This is a genomic window from Candidatus Melainabacteria bacterium, assembly GCA_003963305.1.
Lineage (GTDB): Bacteria > Cyanobacteriota > Vampirovibrionia > Obscuribacterales > Obscuribacteraceae > PALSA-1081.
This window is the reverse complement of record RXJR01000022.1, coordinates 232,899-245,360: the sequence shown is the minus strand read 5'-3', so window position 1 is coordinate 245,360 and position 12,462 is coordinate 232,899. Positions and strand designations below refer to the sequence as shown.

Sequence of the window (12,462 nt, the reverse complement as noted above, 5' to 3'; positions counted from 1 at the left end):
TCCCCGAGAATCCCCGAGAATCCCCGAGTTAATTTGCTTCGCCGCTCTGGTCAGCTGGTTCGTACTGTATGGCAACAATAGTGACATTGTCTGGGGCTCCTGCTTCCAGGGTCTTGGCGAGGAGTTTCTGACAGACCTGATCTGCAGAGTCGCAGGCTTCAATTGATGCACCTATCTGTTCATCGGAAAGAACCGAAGATAGACCGTCGCTGCACAAAATAATCCATTGTTTGGGCACTACTTCAACTTCAGTCTTCTCGACTTCGACGTCTCTGTGATGACCGAGACAGCGTGTTAAGAGATGCTTGAACGGACTGGTCCGGCATTGCTCCGCTGTAATGCGATTGTTTTTCAGCATCTCATTTACAACCGAGTGGTCACTCGTCAACGTCGACGCTGTTCCATCTTTCATTACATAGGCGCGGGAATCACCCACATGTGCTATGTGCAACTCTTTTCCGGTCGTTTGCACGGCAATTACAATGGTAGTGCCCATGCGAGAGGATGAGGCAAGCTTATCGGCGGCATCGCAGATGTTCTCATTTGCCAGTGCAACGGCATCAACAAGCCACTTCTGAATCGCTTCTTTGTCGCTCGGGTGGGGAGCGCTTTCTTTCCATAGTTTTTGAATCGTTTCAATTGCGATGCGACTGGCTTCTGCACCACCTTTGACACCACCCATCCCGTCTGCTACTACAAAAACGCGTTCATCGGGGCTGACGTAGAAGTTATCCTGGTTTTCCTTTCTGCAAAGCCCACGGTCACTGACCGATGCGACTTTCCAGCTTAGCTGGGTCATGTGTAATCCTCGGGGAAGGTGGATCGGAATACCATAAGTCTAGTAGGTCTGCAGTTGAAAGTGAATTCCCGAAAACGAGTATCTGGATTGAATTTATGAGAAACCGGTTGTCACGGATATTGTTGGCGCTGGTTGGGGGATATTGTGTCCAGCATCTATTGCGGCAAGATTGTGAGATGCTGCCGAGCAATGGGGTCCCTGAGTACAGGTGAGTCGGAGATCGATATGGTGCGGAGTGACGACAGCGCGGACTTTAAGGAGGATTCCACCCCCACCGGTGCCATAAATTGGGCTAACATCCTGGGTCTTTCTTCTCAGACCCCGAAACTGTCTGGCGAAGCGATACCCAGCGATGACCGTTTCGAGATTCTGGCGCTTATAGGCACTGGCGCCTGCTCTCAGGTCTACAAAGCCCGGCAACTGCACCCCAGCAGAGTGGTTGCGCTTAAGGTCTTGCACCCGCACCTGCTTACTAATGCGGAAAGCACCGCCCGCTTCCAACGGGAAGCTGAGTCGGGTGCTCGTTTGAACCACTCGAGTATATGCACCGTATACGAATACGGTAGGCTCTCCAACGGGCAACCCTTCATTGCCATGCAATACCTGGAAGGCGAGAGCCTGGCTAGCTTATTGCGGCGTTTTGAATGTCTCGATATAGAGGAAGCGCTCCCCATATTCCTATCGTGTTGCAACGCTCTGATTGCGGCACACGAGCAAGGCATCGTTCATCGTGACATCAAACCAGCAAACATTTTTATTCAGAGTATAGGAAAGGAGCGAGATGCAAAACTGTTGGACTTTGGTCTGGCTAAGGTCCTGAGTCACAGTGTTCCATCGCTCACTCAAACCGGCATTGCCCTCGGTACCGTGCAATACATGAGCCCCGAGCAAATTTTATCGGAGCCTGTTGATGCCCGCAGTGACATATATTCTCTAGGTTGTGTGATGTTTCAGACACTTACTGGTCGTCAGGTATTCGAAGGCAGAACCGCGTTTGAAGTGATGGAGGAACACATCAACAAGTTGCCAGCAACACTGCAAAGTGCAAATCCAGCCGCTAAGATTCCCTCTGACTTAGAAAATGTCGTGCTCACGGCCCTGGCCAAAGACCCGGGTCGCCGCTATCAGAGCGTTGAGGAACTCAGAGATGCGCTTGCCTCACTAAGTATTGAGCCAGAAGGGCACTTCTTCAACCAAATGGTTCTGTATGCTCTTTTGGTGTTTAGTATTTTTCTTCTGTTCTTCTTTTTTGTAAGAATCTAATTGTTTGGGTGCACTATATCTGGTGCCCATTGCTTGGCCTGAACGTTCGGAATACCATTGCAATTCGGTTCCAATGGTATTTGGCCAATTATATTTGGACCAATGACATTTGGACCAATGATATTTGGTTTCGATGTTACTTGATCGCTATCGTGCTAATCGTTATTGATTTACAGTAACTGAGTTTCGAATGTCAGAATACATGACCAGTCGGGTGCGTGTCTTCTTTGCATGGGATAGGGTCAAGTCTGTTGCGCCTAAAAGTTTGGGCAGGTCGACGAAGTCTTCAGGAATCGAGGCGCATCCAATTGAAATTGCCAGGCGAGATGGTTCAACATTAGCGAGTGGTCTGTCAGTTAAACTGCGAATCAGTCTATTTGCAAGAGTTTTCGCTCCTGCTGACTTGGTATGTGGTAAAAGCAGAGCGTAGGATTCATCATCGTAGTGTGCCAGGATGTCCACGTGCCTCTTCAAGGCTGTTATTCTGACCACGGCTTCGACGAGAGCAGCCGCCGGTAGGCTCTTGCGTACCATGTTACCGTCTTCCGGACTTTCTTCCCGCAGGTCGAAAACAATTACAGATAAACTGCTTCGAGAGCGCAAATTGCGAAAGTATTCTTGCTCAAGGAAATAAAGGAATGCCGGTGTCATGAACATTCCCGTATGCTGGTTGCGCAAGCTCGTCATGACATTTTGAATCGCTTCACCGTCAATGTTGCGAGGGCATAGAAGCAGCGATGGTAACCGGGTTGGGACGACGGAAGGCGGTGTATAGGGCGTGGGATTGGCGAAAGGCATTTCCTGCGGCGCTGCTGCCGGCTGGAAACTGGTTGGAGGTGTCGGCTGAGACGTCGACTTTGACGTCGACTCTGGCTTTGCTGGGGAAGCTTCTATCTCGGCAGGCGGTTCAGGATTGAAGTTTTGTATTACATCCGATTCTGGAGGTTTAGCCGACAACTTTTGTCCGGCGGCAAACGGAGAACGCCCCGTCTTTTGAGCCTCTGTAACTGAGGATGTGATTAAGTTATTGACGAGGATGACGTCACAGCTATTGTAGTCAAACAGCAAATCCCTTTTGCCCTTTAGCTCACAATAAAGACACCATCGAGGATCTCCTCGCAGATTGCAAAGCACAATCAGGGTAAAGATTGCGCCATAAGGGGTTTTCCAAACAATCTGCATCTGTTTTCCACGATTTTCCAGCGCTTGTGACAACAGCTGGTGCAATGCAGGCAGTTCGGGATTGTTTTGGAATTGTCCAGAGATTCCGGTTTTTCTAAACATTAGGCTCGGTTTAGCAGAAGACTCGTAGTATTATGCCTGACTTTTTTTCTGGTTGCTAGCCCGAAAACAAGCGCCTGGCAAAATATTTGCCGGCTTGCTCAACCTGTTGAAGTTCGGCGCACGCAATTACTTGTCGTCAGCAACCGTATTTGGTGCCGAGTAGCGCACCACTGATCCGCCCAGATCGTTGATGCTCTGGGCGAAATTTGCTACCTGGATCTGATTTTCCGCTCCGTGGTCATACATCCAGTCGACGAGAGCTTCTAGAACTTCAGTGCGGAGATATTGTGTTTCCAGCTGAAGATGACCAAACTGTCCTTTCCAGGACAGGGTCTGGTCTACAGAAGGCATGTTGGCCATCAAGTCCGTCACGTGTTTAGGCGAGACGCATTCGTCACGACTACCCTGAATGATCAAGACCGGCAATTTGTCTGAAGTCTTTTTGCCCCACTTCGCCGTATGGTCCACAAATGCGTCTGTTGATAGCAGCGCCCCCAGTGTCAATTTTTTTGTTATCAGCGGATCGTCGAGCATCTCTGCAGTGACTTGTTTGCGACCGGACACAAGGTTGCGAATGAATGGATTCAAGTCCATTTCATGGTGTGGTGAAACGGCTGCTTTTATGCCACGTTTGAGATTTCCCGCACCGACGATCATGTCTGCATTGACTTTCACTGCTGGTGCGGAGAGTACTATGCCGTAAACCAAGTCCGGGTGTTCGCCCGCTAATCGAACGCAAAAGGTGCAACCGAGACTTTCGCCGAGCAGTACTATTTTCGCATCGGGATATCGTTCCTTCACCAGAGTTGTCAGCTGTTCGAGGTCTTCGTAACTTTTTTCCAGATGTACTTTCGATCTGTCGTTTTTGGTGGTGCTCCATTTATTCTCGAAATTGCACCTGCCAAATCCTCTCATGTCGAACGACACGAAGCCGATATTGTTGATTGCCAGTGCTCGTGCCAGCACTCTGAATCTTCGCCCATGCAGAGTGAGACCGTGCACCCCTACAATCACAGCTTTCGGAGGTCCTTCCGCAGGCATCCATTCGTAAGTTGGAATTCCAATTTTCTGGCTGAATTCACCGTCTTCTGTGTATTTGTATTTAGCCGCCAGTTCTGGTTTGACCACATCTGGATATTTGTCGGTTGGCATGGTGCTTTCGATGGCGAATGCGCTAAGTGCACTTGCAGCCAGGCTGACAGCGGCCAGCAGAGCTCCGGTCAACTTCGCAAAACAGATCTTTGTCATTGATAATTTAATTCCAACTTGGGTCATCAGTGCATTTTACACTGCCGATTTGTGGTGCACAGCAGCGTTTTGATTATTACTGTGTCATCGTCGATGAGATGAAATGGTACGCCTGCTTCAAATTTAGTCTAGTAGGAGCTGGCAATTTTTGTTCGAGCTCGAAAATAGTAAGATAGTTCTACATCTGTAGAACCGACTTGAATTTCTCTGGACCAAGGCCCCGTCGACAATGAAGACGTTTTTCCATCCTTCACTCAAAGACATACATCTGGAGAATGTGCTCTATGCACTGAGTGATTCCGTCCGGCTTTCAGTAGTTCAGCAGTTGGATCAGAACGGTGAGATGACCTGCGGACAATTCAGCTGTACGCAGCCAAAGGGGAAGTCCACAATGACACATCATTTTCGTGTGCTGCGTGAATCAGGATTGATAAACACTAAGGTGAACGGGCGTGAACACCTGACTAGTCTGCGTCGGAAGGAATTGGAAACTAAGTTCCCGGGTCTATTAGATAGTATCTTGAATGCTGCAAGCGGCAACTCTCTGATTAAAGCACGCCGTTGATTGTCGGCAGTTGAGCACTTTTTGCAGCGCCGCACAGGTTCGAGAGTATCTCGTACGAACGTAGGCGATCTTGAAAGTCGAAGAAATCTGAGACGACTATCAATTCATCTGCCCTTGTTCTCTCCAAAAGCTGGCCCAACTTTCGCGCAACGGTATCCGGCCCGCCGATCGCAGCAATAGCCATGCGACTCAGCACGGCAGCTTTCTCATATTCGTTCCAGATCTCGTCAATGTTATCAACGGGAGGTTTTGCTTGAACTGGCTGTCGTCTGACCAGTCCCAGAAATTTCTGAGAAGTCGTAGTTGCAAGTTTCGATGCAAGTGCGTCTGTATCAGCCGCTATAACGGGCACTCCGACCATAACGTACGGTCGTTCCAGATGCGCAGATGGTTTAAATTTGCTGCGATAAAGTTTTAGAGCCTGATCAAGCTCATCAGGCGCAAAATGACTGGCGAAAGAGAAAGGCAAACCGAGATCCGCTGCCAATCTGGCACTGAAAGTGCTGGAGCCAAGTAACCAGATCGGTATATTAAGACCTGACCCAGGATACGCATGCACCTTTAAGTCGCGGTCGGATGCCGTTAAATAGCGTTGCAACTCTGCCAGTAGTTCCGGGAAATCGTGCCCGTCCGATGTCAGTCCTCTGCGCAATGCGTAAGAAGTGATCGAATCAGTGCCCGGCGCACGACCTAATCCGAGATCTATCCTTCCTGGATAGAGTGATTCAAGCGTTCCGAACTGTTCTGCTATAACGAGCGGGGCATGATTGGGCAACATTATGCCACCGGAGCCCACACGAATTCTGGAGGTACCGGCTGCTACATAGCCAATCAATACGGAAGTGGCAGAACTGGCTATTCCCGGAAGATTATGATGTTCGGCCAACCAGTAGCGTTTGTATCCCCATCGTTCAGCGCTGCGCGCAAGTTCCAGAGTGTTTCTGAATGCGTCTGCTGCTGTCTGTCCAGTCGCCACTGGTGCGAGATCTAGAACTGACAATGATATATCCGACAAATCTGACATAAGCCCTCTGTTTGGAACTCGCTTCTATAGTTCAATTACTATCGTACTAAATTTGTAGGCGGGATTACCGTTTAATGAAGTTCTGGGCTGGTCGGAAACGGTGAAAAGTGATGTCTCAACTCACGAATTTTTTCCGATATCGGAAAAAATTCATGAATTTCAGAGGCTTTCGGGCTTCCAGGGAGGTCAAGAGGGGATAAGTGGGGCATCGTGGCTACGGATTTTGAGCCATTAACTCCTGCATGTCTAAGTAGTGAGCTGTTGTGCCGCCATCGACAATAATTGTTTGTCCTGTGATGTACGAAGAGACGGGCATGGCTAAGAACGCAACTACCGTTGCGACTTCCTCTGGTTGTCCTACTCGACCAAGCATGGCGCGTTGCTCGATTTCCTGCCGAATTCTCGGTTTACTCAAAATGCCTTCAACGAGTGGTGTGTCAATGTATCCAGGCGCAACTGCGTTTACTCGAATCTTCTGCTTGGACCATTCATGTGCAAGAGAACGTGTGGTCTGATTCATTGCTGCTTTCGTGGCACCATAAATGACACCAGATCCGACTGAACCAAAAGAAGCCATTGATGACATGAATATCACGCTAGCGTCTGTTCCTTTGAGCAGGAGTGGGTAAGCCGATTTTGTAACTTCAAGTGCGGACATCAAATTGGTGTTCATAACCGACGTTAGTTCATCAGTTGTGAAGTCAATCAATTTCTTGCGGATGTTTGTGCCGACATTATTTACCAGGATGTCCAACCTTCCCAGTTCGCCTGCCTTTCGAAATAAAAGGTCACGCCCTTTGGGATCTGATACATCCGCAGCGACCATATGTATTCGCTTCTTGTGTTCCGCTGACGCAAAGGCCTTTTGCAGTGTCTCCAGAGAACGGGCGACTACTATTACTTCCGCTCCTAACTGAAGAAACTCATTTGCTATCGCAAGACCTATACCTTTGGAGGCGCCAGTGATCAATGCGATTTTATTTTCAAGCGACCAATTTGACTTCACGATTAACTCCAGATTTGAATTGTATTGACATTGTTAGCGTTTGTTTTTTGTCGTTTTGCTGATGATATTGTGGGAAGTAAACTCGGAGCTAAGCTGCGTGAAAGAAGACTTTCAAAACTTCATTTTCAATACCTTGAACGGTACAGTTGATAAACTGCGAGGAAATGCTACTGCATTTGAGAAGAAGTTGAAAACCTTTTCTGACAATGTTGATGGCAGCTTTAGTATGCCTCAGGCACATTTCGATTCTTCTTCAAGTAATCTGGAGCCTCGTTACCGAGAACTCTCCGGTAGTTTAGCGACCCTCGTGACTAGTCTGCCACTTGTACAGGTGGGTTATAAGCAGTGGAACATTACTTTTGCCGGATGGTGGCAGGCACCTCCTCCCTTTGGACCAATGGTCGTCGTTTCGGCCGCGGAACCGCTGCAGCGAGAAGCGAAACTGTCTATAAAGACAAAGAAGCTTAGCGATTTAACAAAGATTCTTTCTGTAGCATCGAGCCCATCTGATAAAGCGATATGGGAATTTCTCAAAAGCGCTATGCCAAACTGGCAACATCAGGATTTTGTTGCAAACGAACTTTTGGAGCGCGAATTATGGATGAAATTGCCGAAGGTTCGCGCCGGTACAATTGAGCTCGATCGAATCTGCACTGTGACTTCTAATGAGTCGGACCTTGCACGCATGATTTTCTCTGACTGGAAGGCACGCGAGGCTTATCTGCGATTGGCCCCACGAAGTGAATTCCTGATCAACGGAAGCAGAGACTTAATAACACTTGTGGTTCACAGCACTGCAGAAGAGGCTGATCTTAAAGATGCCCTGGAGTTTTTCAAAAGCTTGCTGGATCGATCTCAAAAGCTTCACCTGTCACGATAATTGATTCGTAGTAGGCAAACCAGAATCATAAGCACCAAATATGGTGTAGAAATGACAAAGCCGACAGCAAAAGTTGCTGTCGGTTTTGTTCTGCAAGCTTGCTTGGACCCTGGCTATTTATTAGAACAAGCCATGCTCATTTGTCTGAATTTGGCTTCTATTTCAGCCGGGCTGAGGTCTTCTTTATGCGTTGCGATTGACCATTCCTGTCCGAACGGATCAGTCACATGACCGTAGCGATCACCCCAGAACATATCACTGACAGGCATGCATACATTGCAGCCGGCATCTACGGCCTGCGCGAAGGCGGCGTCAACATCGTCAACATACAAGTACAACGAGCTTGTAGCGAAGCCACGGCTTTCGGGAGAGAGTTTGTTCATTTCGGCGCACTCTTCACCCATATAGATTGCTGAATTTCCGATTCGAATTTGCCCGTGCATAACGCGCCCGTCAATCTCCATAACGGAAATCTCTTGAGCATTAAATGCTCTTTTGTAGAACGCTACAGCTTTGCGCACGTCCTTTACCGTCAAAAACGCTGTGACTGTACTTAAGCCGACAGGAATTGTGCTTTTCGCATTGACCATCTGTTTTTCCTCCGCAATCGAACTTGGTTTTAAATTCACTGGAACTTGATTATTAAACCATACGGTTGAATAATGTGCTATTGGATTTTCGCCTTCTGGGTTGTGAATTTTTTCCGATATCGGGAAAAATCTGGACTTTCTAGCTCAGCTTCGGATGTCTCGTTGTGTGCAATGGCGCCTCGATTTGAAGGATCGGTCTGAAATTTCTTCCGATATCGGGAAAAAAACGCTGCGAAATGAGCGTTGACTTCCTAATGCCGATGTGGAAAATATAACCGTATGGTTAAACACTATTCTGAACAACTCGACAGAACCTTCTTCGCCATCTCAGATCCAACCCGGCGTGCCATTATCGGTAATCTGGCGGCTAAGGGGAGATGTTCGGTATTGGAACTTGCTCAGCCGTTCAACATGTCATTGCCTGCCATTTCCAAACACTTGAAGTTACTTGAGAACGCTAACTTGATCACTCGCGAGGTGAAGGGGCGTGTGCATTACCTGCGCCTTCGCGCCGAACCGATGTCTGAGGCGAGTGAATGGCTGGCAAACTACAGCAAATTCTGGATTCACCAGCTTGATTCGCTTGAACGATTTTTGATGGAAGAGGCTTCATCTGGAGAAAACGATGCTGACAGCAATAACGACGAATAAAACTGCCAATTCACTTAAGATCCAACGCACGGTGAACGCTCCTGTTCAGCGCGTCTACAAAGCCTGGACCGATCCTACTCAGATGCAAAAATGGTTTGGCTGCGAATATGTCACCGATATCTCAGTTTCTCAAAATTTAGCGGTTGGCGGCAATTACAAAATTTGCATGACGACTGCTCCAGACGGTGTTGTCGTCACTGTTCATGGTGCATACAAAGAAATAGTTCCCAACAGGAAATTGGTGTATACATGGAACAGTGACTCGACTGAATATCCAGCGAGTGACACTTTGATATCTGTCGAATTTATTTCAAGAGGTTCTGCAACCGAGATAGTTCTCGAGCATACCAATTTTGCTCTGGAAAAATCAGTGGAAGGACACGCAATCGGTTGGACTGCTGCCTTTACCAAGATCACCGACCTGGTCGAAGCTGGTTAGGCTTTCACGGTACAACACAGTCTGTTTTAGCACCAGTGGTGCCATGCTGATTTTGGCTATTAAATTTCGGTGATTTGATAATAATATCTTCGCTGGCGAAGAACGGAGAGTTCTTGTCATACTTATGCGCGCATCGACAGCTTCTAGACTGCACTGGGCATGCTCGTCGAGCAATTTGCGAACATATGTAGGCGAGATATATGAAAGTTGTATTGGCCGAAAAACCGTCAGTTGCAAGAGACATTGCCGCCGTTCTTGGTGCCAATCAGAAACGTGATGGATATTTTGAGGGCAACGATTACAGAGTTACCTACGCCTTTGGTCATCTGGTCACCCTCGCTGAGCCGGAAGAGATGAATGCCGCCTGGGGTGGTCCATGGAAGCTGGCACAATTGCCCATGATTCCCACCGACTGGAAATATCGCGTGGCGGAAAAGGCCGGTACGCAATTCAACATCATCAAAAAGCTTTTTGATGATAAGTCCTGCGAAAGCATTATTTGTGCAACTGACGCCGGGCGAGAAGGTGAACACATTTTCCGGTTGATTTATATGCTCAGTGGTGCCACCGCACCAGTTGAGCGTTTATGGATCAGTTCCCTGACTGCCGAGGCGATCAAAGAGGGCTTCAGCAAACTCAAATCGGCTAACGAGTTTGATAATCTCGCAGATGCTGCAACGGCAAGAGCGCATGCAGACTGGATTGTCGGGCTCAATTTTACGCGAGCCTACACTGCCATCAACAACCAGTTATGCACGATTGGACGTGTGCAAACACCTACTCTGGCGTTGATTGTGGATCGTCAGAACACAATTGATAACTTCAAATCAACGGCATTCTACGAAGTACTGGCCACTTTCGAGCCTGGCTTTATGGCGCGATACATAACGCCTGGCGAAGAGCCACAGACTCGTCTGCAAGACAAACTTGTCGCTCAAGATATTGTCAAAGCCGTTCAACCGGAGACACATGGAAAAGTCGTTTCGGTAGTTACAGCCGAGAAGAAAACAAAACCTCCGGCGCTGTACGATTTGCTGACGCTGCAGAAAGACGCTAACAGACGATTCGGGTATACCGCGCAGGAAACTCTGACAATCGCTCAAAGTTTGTATGAAGAGCACAAACTTATTTCCTATCCGAGAACTGAATCACGACATTTATCAAACGATATGGTTTCTGAGCTGCCTCGAATTTTATCGACTGTTCTGAAATCACCGTCGACAAGCCAGAAAGCACGCGACGCTTTTGCCGCAGAGCAGATTGTTCCCGGCAAGATAACAGTCGCATTGTTGAAGCCCAAACTTTCAAAGAGTTATGTCGACGATACCAAGTTGACAGACCACCACGCCATAATTCCGACCTACAATACACCAGCCTCGGGCTTGCCGGAGCGACAGAAGAATGTTTATGAGCTTGTCGCGCTGCGTTTCATGTCGATATTTCTGTCGCCTGAAGTGCGTGACGAAACTACAGCTATTATCGCCATGGCTCAGCATTCGTTTCGCGCTAAAGGCTTTGTCGTCAAAGAACCAGGCTGGACTGTGCTTGAACCGAAAGCCGTAGAGGAAAAGAAGAAGGGGAAAGAGAAGGACAAAGAGAAGGACAAAGACATTGATGAGGAATCGCAACAGTTGCCACCACTCGTCAAAGATCAGCAGGTCCCGAAGCAGAAAGTTGAGGTCAAGGAAAGTAAGACCAACCCTCCAAAACCATACGATGACGGAACTTTGCTGACAGCAATGAAGAATGCTGGGCGTGACCTTGATGACGAGGATCTTGCTAGTTACATGAAGCAGCGCGGGCTTGGAACTCCCGCAACTCGCGCAGCGATCATAGAAAGGCTTCTGCAGACTGGATATATCGAGCGAAATAAGAAATGGCTCGCTCCGACCAGTAAAGGTAAGGCGTTGCTCAATCAGGTGCATACACATCTGAAAGACGTTGCCCTGACAGCCCAGTGGGAACAGCAACTTGCCGATATGCAAGACGGAAAGTTGCCGTTGCCCAAGTTCGAAGGCGACATTGCAGAATTTGTACGCCGTATTTTGCCTGATATTACAGCTGGTGGCGTTACCTCTCTTCCCCCCAAGGGACCGAATCTCGGCACCTGTCCCCAGTGCAAGAAAGGAGTGGTAATTGAAACACCAAAGGGTGCCGGTTGCCACCGTTGGAAAGAAGGTTGTACATTTACAATCTGGCGCGAGTTCAACGGTAAGAAGCTGGCAGACTCTGATATCAAAGACTTGATTGAAAAAGGTCAGACTAAGCTGATTAAAGGTTTCAAGAAGAAGGATGGTACCACCAAATACGATGCCAAACTGATCCTCAACGAAGAGTTTAAAGTCAGACTAGAGGGAAGCGCCGGTGTTTCTGGTGAAGGGCTGGGAACCTGTCCACAATGCGGAAAAGGGTCAGTTCGTCCCACTCCGAAAGGGGCTGGGTGCAGCCGCTGGCGTGACGGTTGTACATTTTCTGTCTGGCGAGAAGTAAGTGGTGTTCCACTCAGCGACGAGCAGATGAAGCAACTGGTTACTGAGCGAAAAACAGATCTGATTAAGGGATTCAAGAAAAAATCCGGCACCGGCACTTTCGATGCGCGCTTGTTTATCAATGACGAGTTTAAGGTGAGATTCGAATTCGACAATGGTCCACGCGGACCAGAACCTGAGCCGGCAGTTGTTTCTGCTCAGTAAGGCAATCTAAACTGTACATG

The 12,462-nt window shown here is 48.3% G+C and carries 12 protein-coding genes; 6 read left to right on the top strand and 6 right to left on the bottom strand.

Features of this window, described 5'->3' with window-relative positions; genetic code table 11:
• Positions 1-28 precede the first annotated feature (28 nt).
• Positions 29-799: a Stp1/IreP family PP2C-type Ser/Thr phosphatase gene (locus EKK48_21870; protein ID RTL38555.1), complete on the bottom strand. Its 771-nt coding sequence runs from the start codon at positions 797-799 to the stop codon at positions 29-31.
• Positions 800-988: 189 nt separating this feature from the next.
• Between EKK48_21870 and EKK48_21865 the strand changes: the two genes are divergently transcribed.
• Positions 989-2,062 carry a serine/threonine protein kinase gene (locus EKK48_21865; GenBank protein RTL38554.1) on the top strand — a complete coding sequence of 358 codons (1,074 nt, stop codon included), beginning with the start codon at positions 989-991 and terminating at the stop codon, positions 2,060-2,062.
• Between the two features lie 162 nt (positions 2,063-2,224).
• Here EKK48_21865 and EKK48_21860 read toward each other — a convergent pair whose 3' ends face one another.
• A complete protein-coding gene (locus tag EKK48_21860; protein RTL38553.1) occupies positions 2,225-3,346 on the bottom strand; it encodes a diguanylate cyclase in 1,122 nt (373 codons plus the stop codon).
• Positions 3,347-3,472: 126 nt separating this feature from the next.
• On the bottom strand, positions 3,473-4,621 hold the full coding sequence (locus EKK48_21855; protein RTL38552.1) for an alpha/beta fold hydrolase: 1,149 nt from the start codon (positions 4,619-4,621) through the stop codon (positions 3,473-3,475).
• Between the two features lie 202 nt (positions 4,622-4,823).
• Here EKK48_21855 and EKK48_21850 point away from each other — a divergent pair, with 202 nt between their 5' ends.
• Positions 4,824-5,159, top strand: coding sequence for a transcriptional regulator (locus EKK48_21850; protein ID RTL38551.1), 336 nt, complete (start codon positions 4,824-4,826; stop codon positions 5,157-5,159).
• On the opposite strand, the gene EKK48_21845 is transcribed toward EKK48_21850, so the two are convergent.
• Together EKK48_21845 and EKK48_21840 are read right to left on the bottom strand one after the other, a co-directional pair.
• The gene (locus EKK48_21845; protein ID RTL38550.1) at positions 5,143-6,183 is read right to left on the bottom strand and encodes an LLM class flavin-dependent oxidoreductase; all 1,041 of its coding nucleotides are present in this window, start codon (positions 6,181-6,183) and stop codon (positions 5,143-5,145) included. The two genes, EKK48_21850 and EKK48_21845, sit on opposite strands and share 17 nt — an antisense overlap.
• 214 nt (positions 6,184-6,397) lie before the next feature.
• Positions 6,398-7,189, bottom strand: a complete 792-nt coding sequence (locus tag EKK48_21840) for a glucose 1-dehydrogenase (protein ID RTL38549.1) — start codon at positions 7,187-7,189, stop codon at positions 6,398-6,400.
• A 97-nt stretch (positions 7,190-7,286) separates the two neighbouring features.
• Here EKK48_21840 and EKK48_21835 point away from each other — a divergent pair, with 97 nt between their 5' ends.
• Positions 7,287-8,069 (top strand): hypothetical protein, encoded by a 783-nt coding sequence (locus EKK48_21835; GenBank protein RTL38548.1) that lies wholly within the window; start codon positions 7,287-7,289, stop codon positions 8,067-8,069.
• Positions 8,070-8,182: 113 nt separating this feature from the next.
• Here EKK48_21835 and EKK48_21830 read toward each other — a convergent pair whose 3' ends face one another.
• Positions 8,183-8,659: a VOC family protein gene (locus tag EKK48_21830; GenBank protein ID RTL38547.1), complete on the bottom strand. Its 477-nt coding sequence runs from the start codon at positions 8,657-8,659 to the stop codon at positions 8,183-8,185.
• Positions 8,660-8,938: 279 nt separating this feature from the next.
• On the opposite strand from EKK48_21830, the gene EKK48_21825 reads away from it, so the two are divergent.
• The 3 genes from EKK48_21825 (at position 8,939) to EKK48_21815 (ending at position 12,442) form a co-directional block, all read left to right on the top strand.
• Positions 8,939-9,310, top strand: coding sequence for a transcriptional regulator (locus EKK48_21825; protein RTL38546.1), 372 nt, complete (start codon positions 8,939-8,941; stop codon positions 9,308-9,310).
• Positions 9,285-9,749, top strand: coding sequence for an SRPBCC domain-containing protein (locus EKK48_21820; protein ID RTL38545.1), 465 nt, complete (start codon positions 9,285-9,287; stop codon positions 9,747-9,749). The genes EKK48_21825 and EKK48_21820 overlap by 26 nt, the downstream gene beginning before the upstream one ends.
• A gap of 200 nt (positions 9,750-9,949) precedes the next feature.
• On the top strand, positions 9,950-12,442 hold the full coding sequence (locus EKK48_21815; GenBank protein ID RTL38544.1) for a type IA DNA topoisomerase: 2,493 nt from the start codon (positions 9,950-9,952) through the stop codon (positions 12,440-12,442).
• The last annotated feature ends 20 nt before the right edge of the window (positions 12,443-12,462 follow it).